Raw genomic sequence first — 15,576 nt, 5'->3', positions numbered from 1 at the left:
GGATGCGGTTGCCCGCACCCGCCGCTCCTTACCCTTATCAGCTCAGCTTCATGCCGGTGAAACGCAGCAGGCCGTCCGGATATTCCTTGAAGCCGGTCAGCTTGGCGTTATAGGCCCACAGCCACTTGCGATGCAGCAGGTAGATGATCGGGCGTTCGGCCAGCACGATCTTCGCCGCGCTGTCCCAGGCCTTGCGGCGCTGGGCGATGTCGGTGGTCAGCCGGCTGTCGTTCAGCACCTCGTCCAGCGCCGGATTGCACAGGCCGGAATAGTTCAGCGGCTGCTTGCAGGCATGGAAGCTGTAGAGGTTGCCGTCCGGATCGGGGCGGCCGCTCCAGGCCAGGATATAGGCCTCGAAGTCGCCCTTGTCGGCCATGTTGAGGGAAGTGGCGAATTCGGTGGCCTGGATGCGGACATCGAAGCCGGCTTCCTTCGCCATCGCCTGCACCACCTGGGCGATGTTGCGGGCATCGGTGGTGGTCGGCGTCACCAGGTTCACCACCGGGTTCGGATTGCCGGCCTCCTTCAGCAACTGCTTCGCCTTGGCCACATCACGCTTCGGCACCGGCACCGACTTGGCGTAGTTGGCATTGCTCGGTGCCACCCACTGGTTGCCCGGCGTGGCCAGGCCATCGAACACCACCTGGTTGATGCCCTGGCGGTCGAGCGAGAGTTCCAGCGCCTCGCGGATCTTGGCATTGGAGCCGATCGGCGACTTGGCCTTGTCGCTCTTGCCGATATTGATGGTTATGCCGTAATAGCCGATCTCGGTGATGGAGCCGAATTTCAGCTTCTTGTCCTTCTGCACCGCTGCCGCGTCGGTGGCAGCCAGGCGCTCCAGGATGTCAAGCTGGCCGGAACGCAGGTTGGCGAAGCGCACGGTGGCGTCGATGAAGGGCCGGAACTCGATGCGCGAGAAATGCACATTGGCCTTGTTCCAGTAGCCGTCATACTTCTCGACCACGATGCGGTCCTGCGCCACGCGCTCGACGAATTTGAACGGACCGGCGCAGACCGGGGCGGTGGCGAACTTGTCGCCGAGCGCGGCACCGGCCTTCGGCGAGATCATCATGCCGGCGCGGTCGGTCAGCGTGGCGAGCAAAGGCGCGAAGGGTGCCGTGGTGTTGATCTTCACAGTCAGCGGGTCGACCACATCGACGGTGGTGACCGCCGAGAGTTCGCCACGGCGCTGCGAGCCCTGCATGGTCTTGTGCCGTTCGATATTGTACTTCACGGCCTCGGCGTCGAACTTCTCGCCGTCATGGAAGGTGACGCCGGGGCGCAGCTTCATGGTCAGCGCCTTGTTGTCGGCCGACCAGGACCACTCGGTGGCAAGCTGCGGCACCACGGAAAGATCCGGGGCGATATCCACAAGCTTGTCGCACAGCGCGGAGAACACCACGCGGCTGACGAAAGTGCGGGCCAGCGTCGGATCAAGGGCATCCGGGTCCTCGGCAAGGCCGAATTTCAGCGTCTGCGCCGCCGCCGGCATTGCCATGGCGCTGGCGAGCAGAGCAGCAAATAGGGTTCGCTTAAGCATCGTGTTGTTCCTCCGTTTTTACGGTTGCGTACTGATTTCAAGAGAACGGACTGGTTCAAGGAATTTGGCCTGCAAGCGGCGCAGCCGCTCGGCACCGGCTGTGCTGCCTTCGGATGGCAGCGGCGCGGCGGCAGGCAGCTCACGCCAGTGATGGCAGGCGACGCCATCTTCCAGCACCGGGGCTTCCTGGCTGCAACGCGGGCTGGCGAAAGCGCAGCGGGTGTGGAAGCGGCAGCCGCTTGGCGGGTTGATCGGGCTTGGCACATCGCCGGCCAGGATGCTGCGCTGGCGGTTAGCCTGCGGATTGGGCACCGGAATCGCCGAGAGCAGCGCGCGGGTATAGGGATGGCGCGGCTGGCTGAACAATTGCCGCGTCGGCGCGATCTCGACGATGCGGCCGAGATACATCACGGCCACGCGGTCGGCGATATGGCGCACCACGGCCAGGTCGTGGGCGATGAAGATATAGGCGAGGTTCAGCCGCCGCTGCAGGTCGCGCAGCAGGTTCAGTACCTGTGCCTGCACCGAAACGTCCAGAGCCGATACCGCTTCGTCGCAGACGATCAGGTTCGGCTCCACCGCGAGCGCGCGGGCGATGCCGATGCGCTGGCGCTGGCCGCCGGAGAATTCATGCGGATAGCGCCGCGCATGATCCGGGCTCAGGCCGACCAGGCGCAGCAGTTCCGCCACGCGCTCCGGCCGCTTCGCCGGCGGCACCAGGCCATGCAGCATCAGCGGCTCGGTGAGGATATCGGCCACCGTCATGCGCGGATTGAGCGAGGCATAGGGGTCCTGGAATACCAGCTGCATGTCGCGGCGGAGTGCGCGGAGCTGCTCGCCTTCCAGCGCCGTGATGTCGCGGCCATCGTAGCGGATGCGGCCAGCCGAGGCTTCCAGCAGCCGCAGCACAAGCCGTCCGGTGGTGGACTTGCCGCAGCCGGATTCGCCGACGATGCCCAGGGTTTCGCCGGCATCGAGCGTGAAGCTGATGTCGTCCACGGCGCTGAGATAAGCCGTCGGCTTGCCATACCAGTTGCTGCGCGCGGTGAAACGCTTCGACAGATTCTCGACTTCCAGCAAGGCGGTCATAGCGGTGCTTTCCAGCAGGCGACGCGATGGCCGGGCGCCATGTCGCGCAAGGCTGGCTCGGTCTGCAGGCATTCGGCATCGGCAAACGGGCAGCGCGGATGAAAGCGGCAGCCCTGCGGTGGATTCATCGGATCCGGCACGCTGCCCTCGATGGCGGCAAGGCGCTCCTGTTCGGTTTCAAGCCGAGGGATCGAGCCGAGCAGGCCGATGGTGTAGGGGTGCTGCGGTGCGTCGAACAAGGCCGCCACCGGGGCTTCCTCGACCACGCGGCCGGCATACATCACCGCCACGCTGTCGGCCATTTCGGCGATGACGCCGAGATCGTGGCTGATCAGCATGATGGCGGTGCCGAAATCGTGCTGCAGGTCGCGCAGTAGGTCCAGGATCTGCGCCTGCACGGTCACGTCCAGCGCCGTGGTCGGTTCATCGGCGATCAGCAATTGCGGGCCGCAGGCCAGTGCCATGGCGATCATGGCGCGCTGGCGCATGCCGCCGGAAAGCTTGTGCGGATAATCGTCGACGCGCTGTTCCGGCGCTGGAATGCGCACGCGGCGCAGCATCTCGATGGCCTGGGCGCGGGCCTCGGCCGGCGAGAGGTTGCGGTGCCGCTGCAGGCCCTCCATGATCTGGTCGCCGATGGTATAGGCCGGGTTCAGCGAGGTCATCGGTTCCTGGAAGATCATCGCCAGCCGGTTGCCGCGCAGGTCGCGCATCGCGGCATCAGGCAAAGCCAGCAGATCGGTGCCATCGAAGCGGATGGCGCCTTGCGCGATGCGGCCGGCCGGCTTGGCCAGCAGCCCCATCACGCTAAGCGAGGTGACCGATTTGCCGCAACCGCTCTCGCCGACGATGCCAAGCGTGCGCCCGGATTCGACCTGGAAGCTGACGCCTTCGACGGCACGGAATTCGCCGCCATCGACCTGGAAATAGGTGTGCAGGTTCTCGACTTCGAGCAAAGCCATCAGGCCGCTCCCTGGGCTTGCGCATCCAACTGGGCTTGCGCCTCCAGCCTCTGTGCCTCGGCCTCGATCACCGCGCGGTCGTAGATGCCGGAGGGATTGGCGCGCGTCGCCATGAACTTGCGGAAGGCGGCAAAACGCCCCTGCGAGAGTTCATAAAGCCGGCGCAGTTCGATGAGTGGCTCGGCATGGTCGTCCACCCGCAGCGACACTTCCGGATAGTCTTCCTCGCCATAGACAATCAGTGCGGCAGATTGCTTGCCGCGCTTGTCGCCGCCTTCTGCCTGGCCGGCATCCAATGCGTCAATCAGCCGTTCCGCGAAGGACTTGGCTGAGTTGGCAAAACTCTGGGCTGTGGCCGCAATCACGGCTTCACCAGCCAGCATGTTGCCGGCCACCGAGAAGCCTTTGCCTGCCACATGGCCGCACCAGCCGATACAGTCGGCACCGGTATGCTGCGCCACGCGGCCATGGCTGTCGACGAGATGCAATTGCCGCGTGGCGCGGCCCTCGTCAGAAGCCACGAGCTGATCCAGCACGGCTTGGGCCGGTGCACCTTCGCGCAGCAAGGCCAGGCCGCGCGGTCCCCAGGTCGGGTTCACCAGTGCCTGGGTTGCCAGTGCGCCGGTCTGGCTGGCGGCATGCGGGCAGAGCGCGCCGACGGCGAAGAATTTGGTGGTGACGGCGACGCCGAAGGCGCCGGAAGCAGGATCGCGGGCGACGATCGACCAGGTCATCGGTCAGCGTTCCCCTTCATCGCCGCGCCTGCTCATCGTCCCACCGCGTAGCCCTGCATGCCGCGCGGATTGGCGCCGGCCTTCAGCACGGTGCCTTCCGGCGTCTGCTCGATGGCGGTGGCGCAGAGCCGGCCTTCCGACCAGTCGCCGCCGACATGCACATCATGGCCACGGCGGCGCAGTTCTTCCACCGTCGCCTTGGGGAAACGGCCCTCCAGCGCCAGGAAACCGGGCTTGGCCTTGCGCGGATAGAAGGAGGAGGGGAAATGCTCGGAATGGAAGGCCGGGTTGTCGATGGCTTCCTGCAGGTTCAGGCCATGATGCGCAATCTTGAGGAAAAGCTGCGGCGACCACTGGTCCTGCTGATCGCCACCCGGTGTGCCGAACGCCATCGCCGGCTGGCCATCCTTCAGCGCCATCGAGGGCGACAGCGTGGTGCGCGGGCGCACATTCGGTCGCAGGGAATTGGGCAGGCCTTCTTCCAGCCAGAACATCTGCGCCCTGGTGCCGAGGCAGAAGCCGAATTCCGGGATCACCGGCGAGCTTTGCAGCCAGCCGCCCGATGGCGTCGCCGCCACCATGTTGCCCCAGCGATCGATCACATCGACATGGCAGGTATCGCCACTGGCGGCGCCGCGCTTGTTCGGCACTGGATCGAGATTGCCCACTGTCGGCTCGCCAACACCAGCGGCCATGCCGACATCCGCCTTCACGCTGGCAAGTTTTGCGCTGCCGCCGCCGGGATTGCCCGGGCGCAGTTCCAGCGAGGCGCGTTCGCCGATCAGCTTGGCGCGGTTGGCATTGTAGGTGTCGGAAAGCAGCGCCTGCATCGGCACGTCAACCGCATTGGGATCGCCATACCAGGCTTCGCGGTCGGCGAAGGCGAGCTTGGTCGCTTCCGTCACCACATGCACGAAATCCGGCCCCGCCGGGTCCATCTTGTCGAGGTCGAAATAACGCAGCAAGGCGAGCTGCTGCAGGAAAGCCGGACCCTGGCTCCAGGGGCCGCATTTTGCCACCGTCCAGCCCTTGTAATCGTAGGTCAGCGGCGCTTCCCAGCTTGCCTGCCAGCCGGCCATGTCGGCGCCGGTGAGCAGGCCGCGATGGCGGCGGCCAGAGGCATCCATTGCCTCGGTCTCGCGGCAGAAGCGGTCGATGCGTTCGGCGACGAAGCCCTCGCTCCAGGCCTTGCGCACGGCGTCGATCCTGGTTTCGCGGCTGCCCGAGGCTTCGCTGCCGATCTTGGCCAGCTTCTCGTAGAAGGCAGCGAGAGCGGGATTGCGGAACATCTGCAGCGGACGCGGCAGGTTGCCGTTGGGCAGGTAGATCGCCGCCGAACTCTGCCACTCGTCGCGGAACAGCTCGGTCACGGTAGCGATGGTATCGACGATGCGATGCACCAGCGGATAGCCCTGGCCGGCATAGTGGATGGCGGGCGCCAGCGCCTCGGCGGCCGAGATGGTGCCATGGTCGCGCAGCATCAGCAGCCAGGCATCCATGGCGCCGGGCACACAGGGCGCCAGCAGGCCGGAGCCGGGAATCAGCGCCAGATCCAGCTTGCGGAAAGCCTCCGGCTTTGCGGCCGCAGGCGAAGGACCCTGGCCGCACAGCACCTCCATCTTCTGCCGCCTGGCATCCCAGATCAGGGCCGGCAGGTCGCCGCCGGCACCGTTGAGATGCGGTTCCACGACCTGCAGCACGAAGCCGGCGGTGACGGCGGCATCGAAGGCATTGCCGCCGCGTTCCAGCACGCCCATGGCGGCCTGTGCCGCGATCCAGTGGGTGGAGGCGACGACGCCGAAATTGCCACGAATTTCCGGGCGAGTGGTGAAGCGCGGTTCTTTGCTCATGCTGATTCAGATCGGATGTTTGGGACGGGCGAGGAATTCGGCCGAGGCATCGCCGGCCTGGGCGAGATGGCCGCGCATGGTGGCCTGGGCGGCATCGGCATCGCGCGCGAGAATGGCCGCCACCAGGGCTTCATGCTCGGCGTAGGATTCCTCGATGCGGGCCGGATTGAGGAATTGCGCGCGGCGGAAGGGCGTAACGCGCAGGCGCAGGCTTTGTGCCGCTTCCGACAGATAATCGTTATGGCAGCCGCGCAGGATCAGGGCGTGGAAATCGCGGTTGAGCTGGTCATAGCGTTCGAAATCACCCGCCGTTGCCGCCTCGCGGCTCAGGGCATGCAGCGAGGCCAGGGCGTGGCGCTCGGCATCGTCCATGCGCAGGGCGGCATGCCGCGCGCAGGCGGCTTCCAGATCGGCCATGGCCTCGAACATCTGCGCCAGGCGTTCCGGCGTCACCGCCGAAACCACCACGCCCTTATGCGGGCGGGCCTCGACCAGCCCGGTGACGGCCAATTGCTTCAGGGCCTCGCGTACCGGCGTGCGCGACACACCGAAACGCTGCGCCAGGCTCTGCTCGTCCAGGCGGGAGCCGGGTTCGAGCTGTCCCAGCAGGATTTCGTCGGCGAGTCGCTCACGCACATCGTCGGTCGTGGTGCTGCGTTTCAGCACGGCAGAGCGGAGGGCGATGGTCTCGTTCATGGGGCTACCGGAGCGGCAGAAGAGCGGGGCGTTTAAGTGCTCCATACAGTATGCAGTCGCCGTGCCAGTCCTGCCAATGGGGCCGTAAGACTTATTACAACTATTTGAATGTTATGGGGAATTAATTGACTTGCTGAAGCCTTGGGCGGACTCGGGCGGTGCCGCGCTTTGCTTATTTTCCGGGCGGTGCGTTGATCCAGAGCGGGAGAGCGTCAGTATAGTGACCAAAGGCGAGCAGGGAGTCGGCATTTTGAGTCTCGTGGATCTTAAGGGGCGGCGGGCCCTGGTGACCGGGCATAAGGGCGGCATCGGTGCGGCCATAGCCGCCACGCTGGCCGAATGCGGTGCCGACGTGCATGGCTTTGACCTGCCGGAGCAGGATCTCTCGCGGCTGGAGGCGGTTCCGGGCTGGGTAGCCGAATTGCGCGCCCGTGCCGGCACCATCGATATCCTGGTCAATAATGCCGGCACGACCTTGTTGGGCAGCCTGCTCGATACCCCGGTCGAGGATGCCGAGCGGGTTTTCCGCATCAATGTGCTGGCACCCTTTGCCCTGATGCAGGCGGTTCTGCCCGATATGATCGCGGCCCGGCGCGGCAGCGTGGTGAATATCGCCAGCGACCAGGCCTTCATCGGCAAGCGGGTCTCTGCGGCTTATGGCGCCAGCAAGGCGGCCATTGCGCAATTGACCAAGAGCGCGGCGCTGGACTGGGCGCCGCATAATATCCGCTTCAACTGTGTGGCGCCCGGCAGCACCGATACGCCGATGCTGCGTGGCGTGATCGCGGGTCTGGGGCAGCGCTATCCGGAAGCCTTCGCCGGCACATCGGATGCAGCCTATACCCAGGCCGTGCCATTGGGGCGCTTCGCCGCGCCGGGCGAGATCGCCGCCATGGTGGCATTCCTGGCGTCCGATGCGGCTTCCTTTGTCACCGGTGCGGTGATCCCGGTGGATGGTGGAGGCACGGCGCAATGATTGCCAAGGCAGGGAATGCTGAACCACGCATCGCCATCGTCACCGGTGCCAGCCGAGGCATCGGCCGTGCCATTGCGGTGGCGCTGATCGAGGCTGGCTATGTGGTGCATGGCGCGGCGCGCGACGGCTTCGAGCCCTTGCCCGGATTGCAGCCGCATCATTGCGATGTGACCGATGCGGATGCGGTGGCGGCAATGTTTGCTGCGGTGAAAAAGCAGCATGGCCGGCTGCATCTGCTGGTGAATAATGCCGGCATCGCGGGCGGTGCCGAATTCGGCAGTGTGGCGGAAGCTGCGGCCTGGGATGGCATCCTCGCCACCAATCTCACCGGCACCTATCTGTGCTGTCGTGCGGCGCGTGACCTGCTGGTGGATGGCATGGGCCGCATCGTCAATATCGCTTCCGTGCTGGGCCTGCGCGGTGTGCCGGACCAGATTGCCTATGTCGCGGCCAAGCATGGTGTCGTGGGCCTTACCAAGGCGCTGGCGCAGGCATTGGGACCGCGCGGCATCACAGTGAATGCCATTTGCCCCGGCTGGGTCGATACCGCCATGGCGCGGCAGCGGTTTGCCGAGCTTGGCATCACGGCAGCGCAAGCTGGTGCCACTGCGCCGCTTGGACGTGTCACGATGCCGGATGAAGTGGCGGCAATGGTGCTGTATCTGGCGGGGGTGGCAGCGGCCAACATCACCGGCCAGGCATTGACCATCGATGGCGGAGAATCGCTCTAGCCGGGGCTTTGGGTCTGGCTCTGGCTTTGCGCCATAACTGTGGGAGCTGGAGCGGGTGCGGCAACCGGCAGCGGCAGCAACTCCACCGCCACGTTCACGCGATGCGGGCCACCGCCCAGCACAACGCCACGCACCGGGCTGATATCGCTGTAGTCACGGCCCGTGGCAGTGGTGACATGATCTTCCGAGACCACCAGATTGTTGGTCGGGTCGAGGTCGATCCAGCCATGTTCAGCGCCGCACCACACCGACACCCAGGCATGGCTGGCATCGTAGCCGCGCAGGCCGGCCTTATCGCCCGGCTGCATGGTGCGGATGTAACCTGATACATAGCGCGCGGCGAGGCCATGGGAGCGCAGCATGGCGATCTGCAGATGCGCGAAATCCTGGCAGACGCCGGCGCGCTTCGCCATCGCCTCGGCGACCGGCGTGAATACTTCCGTCGCCGCCGGGTCGTAGCGGAAATCCTTGTTGATGCGCGCGGTAAGGTCGCGCGCCGCCGCCAGGATTGGGCGTTTCGGCGTCAGCGATGTGGCGGCATAGTCGGTGATAGCCTTGTCGGCGACGGCCAGCGGCGATTCCAGCACGAATTCGCAGGCGGCGCTCTCGGTTGGAAAGCCGTCGCCGTTCAAGGTCGCGCGGATTTCTTCCCAGGGCGGTGTTGCCTCATCCGCCGGCGCCTTGAAGGGCTGCACATCCACTTCCGCCACCACTTCGACATCGAAGCGCGTATGCGGCTCCTCGATGGCGAGATAGCCAATGCGGTTGCCGAAATGATCGACGCTCTCGGTGAGAGTGCGGCCTTCCGGCGCGGTAGTGATGCGGCAATTGCGCACGGTCTGGCGCGACCCATCCTGCAAGGCCAGATGCAGCAGGTGGTGCGACATGTCGACCGCCCAGCTATAGCTGTAGGAAGTGGTATGACGCAGGCGGTACTTCATCACGAACCGAACCCGAAGGCATGCGCCAACTGGATATGCGAGAAATAGGTGCGCGTGATCTGATCGGAAATATCCATCAGGCCCTGGGTGGTGGCATCCAGGCTGCCGCGCAGGCGCGATACCTGGGTCTGCCACTCGGCACCGGACAGGTCGTCGCGGTCGAAGCGTTCAACGATATCGGCGAAAGGCTGGCTCAGGCTGAGGCAATCCTCAGAGCGCGGCGGCTGTTCGCGGCGTGGCAGGATATCGAGATGCTGCGCCATGGTCTGCAACTGGAAACCCAGCGAATGCGGGTTGCTGACATCGAGCAGCAGCAGGTCGAACACCGCGGCTGCCTGCAGCGAAGCGCGGTAGCGGCGGCGATAGGTGAGGCTGGAATCGTTGAGTTCCAGCGCCACGCGGAAAGCCGATTCCTGGTTGCTCGCCAGCACGGTGGCGGCCGCCGAGACCGTGCGCGCGATGTAGATGCCGCGCTCCAGCCGGCGGCCGAAATCAAGGAAGCGCCAGCCGCTGCCGCGCGTCATGTGTTCGGCCAGCATGCCGGCGATGGCGGCGGTGGCGCGGATGATCTGGTCGCAGAATTCCAGCATTGCATCTGGGTCGCCGCTGGCGCCAGGCCGGGACAGGCGCAGCTCGCCAAGCAGGTGATTCAGCATCCGCCACATATCGGCGGAGAAGCGATGCCGCGCCACGGCCGCCAGGCGCTCCATGGCTTCCAGGGTCTGGCCCAAAGTCTGGTTCGGCGCACAGGCATTGGTGACGGCGCGGGCGAAGACCTGCGTATCGGGCGGTGCCGCTGCCGCGCGCTGGTCGATGATGCCGCAGCGCGACAGCGCGCGTGCCAGTACCGACATTTCCACCAGATCGCGGGCGCTGCCGATTTCGCCGATCAGGCGGGTGAGCGTGGCGCGCAGCAGCCGCGCACCATCATCCAGGCGCTCCACCGAGCGGCCGAGCCAGAACAGATCATCGGCAACACGGCTCTGCAGCGTGCCGGACGAACGGCGGAGTTGCAGGCGCTGGCGCGGCGTGTTGCCACGGATCACTAGCGGACCGGGATCGGTCGCCTCAACCCAGACATCCTTGTTGATGCCGCCACGCTGGATGGTGGCGCTGAACGGATCGCCGCCACTCGGCACGCGCGCCAGACCGCCAGGCATCACCACATAGCTGTCGCCATCGGCCACCACCTGCACACGCAGCAGGATCGGCGTCGGCTCCAGCTTGCCGCTTTCGCCCAACCCCGGCGCCACGGAAGGCACGATGCGCTCCTGCGCCACGAAATCCGCCGGCCTGGCCTTGATGCGTGCCAGCAGGGCGGCCTGTTCCGCCTCGCTCAAATTCGCCACCGTGATCGGTGCGAAGCGCAGGTCGCGTGCGCCACGCACCACCATCTGGTCGAAGCGCGATTCCACTTCATGCAAGGCATAGGATTGCCCGCACCACCAGGTGGCGATGGACGGCATCTGCAGCGGTTCGCCAAGCAGCTGCTCGGAAAGGGTGGGGAGGAAAGCGAGCAGGGCCGGCTGTTCGGCGATGCCGCTGCCAATGCCATTGCTCACCGCCACGCGGCCCTCGCGCACCGCCTGCAGCAGGCCGGTGACGCCGAGCGCGGATTCGGCGCGCAGTTCCAGCGGGTCGCACCATTCGCCATCAAGCCGGCGCAGGATCACTTCCACCGGGTCAAGACCGCCCAGTGTCTTCAGGTAGATGCGGCCGTCGCGCATGGTGAGGTCGGCGCCTTCCACCAGCGTGGCGCCGAGTTCGCGCGCCAGATAGATATGCTCGAAATAGGCTTCGTTATAGGGGCCAGGGGTAAGCAGCACGACGCGTGGGTTATCGCGCATCGTCTGGCCGCGCGCCTGCAGATCGGCCTGCCAGTATTCGAAATAGGCATTGATCGGCCGTGCCCGGCATTCGCGCAGGGCGGCACCCATCAGGCGCGACATGACGCGGCGGTTCTGCAAGGCATAGCCTGCGCCGGCGGGTGCCTGGGTGCGGTCGGCGATGACACGCCACACGCCGTCAGGGCCGCGCACCAGTTCGGCTGAGTAATGCTGCAGCATGCGGCCGGGGGTGCCGCCATCGGCCTGGCGCGCGGGGCGCAGGAAATCGCGGTGGCCATAGACCAGCGCGGGCGGATATCGGCCTTCCTTCAGGCTGCGCATCGGACCGTAGATGTCGCGGAGCCAGGCATCGAGCAGTTGCGCGCGCTGGATCAGGCCTGCCTCGATGACGGCCCATTCGCCCTTGGACAGAATCACTGGCACTGGATCGAGCCGCCAGGGGCGCTGCTCCGGGATCGGCGGTGCGATCTCCACCGTGCTGCCGCGGCCGGGTTCGTTCGGCAGTTCGTAGACGTTGTAGGTGACGCCTTCATCTTCCAGATGCTGGCGGCCGCGTTCGGCGCGCTCCACCAGGCCACTGGCGCCTAGCAGGCTCAAGGAAGCCAACAGCGGCTGCCAATGCGGCCGGATGCTGCCCTGGCCGGTGACCATTTCATCCCAGGCTTCCGGTTCGCGCGCCGCTGCGTCGCCACCGACCGGGGCGGTGGGCTTTTCGGCCTTTATTGGGGGCGCGGAGGACATGGTTCTCCCGGAGGCGAATCGCGGCGGCTATTTTAGCCGCTGCGCAAGTCCAGTGTAAGCGGTTGCTGACCCGGCGCCTGGCTCGCTGGCTGCGGCATCGGGCCAGGTGTGTGGCCTATGGCAAAGAAGCGCGCGCGGCGCCGCGCCTCGGCTTCGTTCGCGTTCACCGGGAAGGTATCGTAATTGCGACCGCCCGGATGCGCGACATGGTAGGTGCAGCCGCCGATGGAGCGGCCATTCCAGCCATCGAACAGATCGAACACCACCGGGGTGTGTACCGGCACGGTCGGATGCAACGCGCTCGGCGGGCCCCAGGCCTTGAAGCGCACGCCGGCGATATATTCGCCCGGCACGCCGGTGGCACGCAGCGGCACGGCGCGGCCATTGCAGGCCACCACATGGCGGGCATCGGTGAGGCCCTTCAGTTTCACCTGCAACCGCTCGATCGAGGAATCGACATAGCGCGCGGTGCCGCCGGCAGTGGCTTCCTCGCCCAGCACATGCCAGGGCTCCAGCGCATGGCGCAGTTCCAGTTCAATGCCGCGCGCCGCGATACTGCCAACATGCGGGAAGCGGAATTCGGCATGGGCCGAGAACCAGTCCGGGTCGAAGGCATAGCCGCGCTCGGAGAGGTCTTCCAGCACGTCGTTGAAATCCTGCATGCAGAAATGCGGCAGCAGGAATTCGTCATGCAGTCTTGTGCCCCAGCGCACCGGCTTGCGTGTATAGGGCCGCTCGGCGAAGGCGGCGACCAGCGCGCGCAGCAGGGCCTGCTGCGCCAGGCTCATGCGAGCATGCGGCGGCATCTCGAAAGCGCGCAGTTCCACCAGGCCGAGCCGGCCGGTGGGGCCATCGGGTGAGAACAGCTTGTCGATGCAGAATTCGGTGCGGTGCGTGTTGCCGGTGAGGTCCACCAGCACATTGCGGAAAATGCGGTCGACCAGCCAGGGCGGCGGGTTGTCGCCGAACTTCGCCACCTGCTCGAAGGCGACTTCCAGATTGACCAGGGCATCGTCGCGCGCTTCGTCCACACGCGGATGCTGGCTGGTCGGGCCGATGAAAAGCCCGGAGAAGAGATAGGACAGCGACGGATGGTTCTGCCAATAGCCAAGCAGGCTGCGCAGCAGATCGGGGCGGCGCAGGAACGGGCTGTCGGCGGGCGAGGCCGCTCCCATCACCACATGGTTGCCGCCGCCGGTGCCGACATGGCGGCCATCGAGCATGAATTTCTCGGTGCCGAGCCGGGTCTGGCGTGCTTCCTCGTAGAGGGTCTCGGTGCGCTCGGCGAGCTGGCGCCAGGAATCGGAGGGGTGGATGTTGACCTCGATCACACCCGGATCGGGCGTGACGCTGAAATGTATCAGGCGATGATCGCGCGGCGGCAGATAGCCTTCGATCACAACCTTATGGTTCAGCGTCGCCGCCGTATCCTCAATGGCGGCGACGAGATCGAGATAGTATTCGGCATTTTCCAGCGGCGGCATGAAGACATGCAGCAGCCCGCCACGCGGCTCGACGCAGATCGCGGTGCGGATCACGTCGGTCGCTGATTGTTGATCCGCCGGCAGCGGCTGCTGCGCCCGCGGCGCACCGGCAGCTTGATAGAGGCTGCCCTTGGTCCAGGCCTGCATGCGTTCGGCGACGATCTTGTGCGCCTCGCGGAACACGTCATGCGGCGGCAGCGGCGGCCGCTCCTCCATACTGTCGCGGTCAAACTGGTAGAGCGTGTCGCCCGGCGCCGACCAGGGCAGGCTATCTAGCGGCAGGCGATAGCCCATCGGGCTGTCGCCAGGCAGCAGGAACATGGTCTGCGGCCGGAAGAACCACGGGCCGGAACGCCAGCGCGTGCGGCTGCCATTGCTGCCCGGTTCGGCGCGCAGCGGCAAGGTGTAGCCCACCACCTTGTCCAGACCCTGTTCGAAGATGCGCGCCAGTCGCGCGCGCTCCTGCGGATCGGCCAGCTTCGACTTGAACGGATCGACATTGGTCGGCAGCCGGCGTTCGCGCCAGAGATAGTACCAGGCGTCCTCGAAGCCGGGGATACGGTGGCCCGGATCGACCTGCAGGCGTTCAGCGAGGGCGGCGGCGAACAGATCGGCCAGGGCCACATCGGCGCCATCGCCGGCATCCTCATCGGCGGCCAGCAGTGCACGGTCCTTCCAGATCGGCTCACCATCACGGCGCCAATGGCAGGACAAGGCCCAGCGTGGCAATTGCTCCCCGGGATACCATTTGCCCTGGCCGTAATGCAGCAACTCGCCGCTGGAGAAGCGGTCGGCAAGGCGGCGCAGCAGCTTGCCGGCCAGCAGCCGTTTGTTCGGGCCGAGCGCGGCGGTGTTCCATTCCGCGCCTTCCATGTCGTCGATGGAAACGAAGGTCGGTTCGCCGCCCATGGTCAGGCGCAGGTCGGCGCGGTTGATCGCGCCATCCACCTTGTCGCCAAGCTTAAGCAGCTTGTCCCAGGCCTCGTCGCTGATCGGCTTGGTGACGCGCGGCGTCTCGTGGAATCGCCGCACGCTCATCTCATGGCCAAATTCAACCTCGGCTTCGTCCAGCATGCCGGAAATCGGCGCGGCCGATTGCGGCTCTGGCGTTGCTGCCAGCGGGATATGGCCTTCGCCGGCCATCAGGCCGGAGGTCGGGTCCAGCCCGATCCAGCCGGCGCCAGGCAGATAGACTTCACACCAGGCATGCAGGTCGGTGAAATCCTGCGCCGGGCCTTCCGGCCCCTCGATCGGTTTCACATCGGCGACAAGCTGGATCAGGTAGCCCGAGACGAAACGCGCCGCGAGGCCGAGATGGCGCAAGGCCTGCACCAGCAGCCAGGACGTGTCGCGGCAGGAGCCGCTGGCATTGCCGAGCGTTTCCTCCGCCGTCTGCACGCCGGGCTCGAGCCGGATGAGATACTTGATCTCGTTGGCCAGCCGCTGGTTGAGGCCGACGAGGAAATCCACCGTGCGCTTCGGTGTGCGGTCGACGCTGGCCAGCCATTTGCTCAGCAGTGGCCCGGGCTTCGAGAGGCGGCGGAAGGGCGCCAGGTCTTCATGCAGCGCGGGATCGTAGGTGAAGGGGAAGTTTTCCGCTTCCGGTTCCAGGAAGAAGTCGAACGGGTTGATCACCGCCATGTCGGCGACAAGGTCGACGGTGACGTCGAAATGGTCCGTGCGTTCAGGGAAGACCAGGCGGGCGAGGTAGTTGCCCTGGGGGTCCTGCTGCCAGTTGATGAAATGATCCGCCGGCGAGACCTTGAGCGAATAACTCAGGATCGGGGTGCGGGAATGCGGCGCCGGCCGCAGGCGGATGGTCTGGGGGCCCAAATTGATCAGGCGGTCGTAGCGATACGTGGTGCGATGGTGCAGCGCAACCTGAATGCTCATAAGTCCTCGCCTTCCGCCAATAAACTTGCACAAAGAAACCTGTAAAAGAATGCAATCGGTATGCCGGGCGAAGTGCAAGCGGAATCCGCGTG

At 65.8% G+C, this 15,576-nt stretch carries 11 protein-coding genes; 2 read left to right on the top strand and 9 right to left on the bottom strand.

What is annotated here, in order from left to right:
• Positions 1-37: 37 nt before the first annotated feature.
• Genes V6B08_RS16780 through V6B08_RS16755 form a run of 6 tightly spaced genes read right to left on the bottom strand, consistent with a single transcriptional unit; the run spans position 38 to position 6,871 of the window.
• Positions 38-1,540: an ABC transporter substrate-binding protein gene (locus V6B08_RS16780; protein WP_341982967.1), complete on the bottom strand. Its 1,503-nt coding sequence runs from the start codon at positions 1,538-1,540 to the stop codon at positions 38-40.
• 18 nt (positions 1,541-1,558) lie between these two features.
• Positions 1,559-2,629: an ABC transporter ATP-binding protein gene (locus V6B08_RS16775; RefSeq protein WP_341982965.1), complete on the bottom strand. Its 1,071-nt coding sequence runs from the start codon at positions 2,627-2,629 to the stop codon at positions 1,559-1,561.
• A complete protein-coding gene (locus tag V6B08_RS16770; RefSeq protein ID WP_341982963.1) occupies positions 2,626-3,591 on the bottom strand; it encodes an ABC transporter ATP-binding protein in 966 nt (321 codons plus the stop codon). The genes V6B08_RS16775 and V6B08_RS16770 overlap by 4 nt, the downstream gene beginning before the upstream one ends.
• Complete coding sequence (locus V6B08_RS16765; protein WP_341982961.1) at positions 3,591-4,325, bottom strand: DUF1028 domain-containing protein; 735 nt, start codon at positions 4,323-4,325, stop codon at positions 3,591-3,593. The genes V6B08_RS16770 and V6B08_RS16765 overlap by 1 nt, the downstream gene beginning before the upstream one ends.
• Before the next feature lie 32 nt (positions 4,326-4,357).
• The gene (locus tag V6B08_RS16760) at positions 4,358-6,175 is read right to left on the bottom strand and encodes a gamma-glutamyltransferase family protein (RefSeq protein ID WP_341982959.1); all 1,818 of its coding nucleotides are present in this window, start codon (positions 6,173-6,175) and stop codon (positions 4,358-4,360) included.
• Between the two features lie 6 nt (positions 6,176-6,181).
• Entirely contained in the window at positions 6,182-6,871 is a 690-nt protein-coding gene (locus tag V6B08_RS16755) for a GntR family transcriptional regulator (protein WP_341982957.1), read from the bottom strand.
• A 286-nt stretch (positions 6,872-7,157) separates the two neighbouring features.
• Here V6B08_RS16755 and V6B08_RS16750 point away from each other — a divergent pair, with 286 nt between their 5' ends.
• A complete protein-coding gene (locus tag V6B08_RS16750; RefSeq protein ID WP_341982955.1) occupies positions 7,158-7,847 on the top strand; it encodes an SDR family NAD(P)-dependent oxidoreductase in 690 nt (229 codons plus the stop codon).
• Entirely contained in the window at positions 7,844-8,578 is a 735-nt protein-coding gene (locus tag V6B08_RS16745) for an SDR family NAD(P)-dependent oxidoreductase (protein WP_341982953.1), read from the top strand. The genes V6B08_RS16750 and V6B08_RS16745 overlap by 4 nt, the downstream gene beginning before the upstream one ends.
• Here V6B08_RS16745 and V6B08_RS16740 read toward each other — a convergent pair.
• From V6B08_RS16740 to V6B08_RS16730, 3 genes are read right to left on the bottom strand one after another with little or no spacing between them, the layout of a single operon-like run.
• Positions 8,575-9,519, bottom strand: coding sequence for a transglutaminase family protein (locus V6B08_RS16740; RefSeq protein ID WP_341983511.1), 945 nt, complete (start codon positions 9,517-9,519; stop codon positions 8,575-8,577). The genes V6B08_RS16745 and V6B08_RS16740 overlap by 4 nt on opposite strands.
• Positions 9,519-12,107, bottom strand: a complete 2,589-nt coding sequence (locus V6B08_RS16735; protein ID WP_341982951.1) for a circularly permuted type 2 ATP-grasp protein — start codon at positions 12,105-12,107, stop codon at positions 9,519-9,521. Before V6B08_RS16735 ends, V6B08_RS16740 begins: the two co-directional genes overlap by 1 nt.
• Positions 12,108-12,139: 32 nt before the next feature.
• Positions 12,140-15,484 (bottom strand): transglutaminase family protein, encoded by a 3,345-nt coding sequence (locus tag V6B08_RS16730; protein WP_341982949.1) that lies wholly within the window; start codon positions 15,482-15,484, stop codon positions 12,140-12,142.
• Between the last annotated feature and the right edge of the window lie 92 nt (positions 15,485-15,576).

Source organism: Ferrovibrio sp. MS7 (assembly GCF_038404985.1).
GTDB lineage: Bacteria > Pseudomonadota > Alphaproteobacteria > Ferrovibrionales > Ferrovibrionaceae > Ferrovibrio > Ferrovibrio plantarum.
This window is presented reverse-complemented; position numbering and strand designations above follow the sequence as displayed.

Bases quoted from the DNA above. Each gene is read 5' to 3' on its own strand.
- V6B08_RS16780 (WP_341982967.1), bottom strand. From the start codon at position 1,540: ATGCTTAAGCGAACCCTATTTGCTGCTCTGCTCGCCAGCGCCATGGCA.
- V6B08_RS16775 (WP_341982965.1), bottom strand. From the start codon at position 2,629: ATGACCGCCTTGCTGGAAGTCGAGAATCTGTCGAAGCGTTTCACCGCG.
- V6B08_RS16770 (WP_341982963.1), bottom strand. From the start codon at position 3,591: ATGGCTTTGCTCGAAGTCGAGAACCTGCACACCTATTTCCAGGTCGAT.
- V6B08_RS16765 (WP_341982961.1), bottom strand. From the start codon at position 4,325: ATGACCTGGTCGATCGTCGCCCGCGATCCTGCTTCCGGCGCCTTCGGC.
- V6B08_RS16760 (WP_341982959.1), bottom strand. From the start codon at position 6,175: ATGAGCAAAGAACCGCGCTTCACCACTCGCCCGGAAATTCGTGGCAAT.
- V6B08_RS16755 (WP_341982957.1), bottom strand. From the start codon at position 6,871: ATGAACGAGACCATCGCCCTCCGCTCTGCCGTGCTGAAACGCAGCACC.
- V6B08_RS16745 (WP_341982953.1), top strand. From the start codon at position 7,844: ATGATTGCCAAGGCAGGGAATGCTGAACCACGCATCGCCATCGTCACC.
- V6B08_RS16740 (WP_341983511.1), bottom strand. From the start codon at position 9,519: ATGAAGTACCGCCTGCGTCATACCACTTCCTACAGCTATAGCTGGGCG.
- V6B08_RS16735 (WP_341982951.1), bottom strand. From the start codon at position 12,107: ATGTCCTCCGCGCCCCCAATAAAGGCCGAAAAGCCCACCGCCCCGGTC.
- V6B08_RS16730 (WP_341982949.1), bottom strand. From the start codon at position 15,484: ATGAGCATTCAGGTTGCGCTGCACCATCGCACCACGTATCGCTACGAC.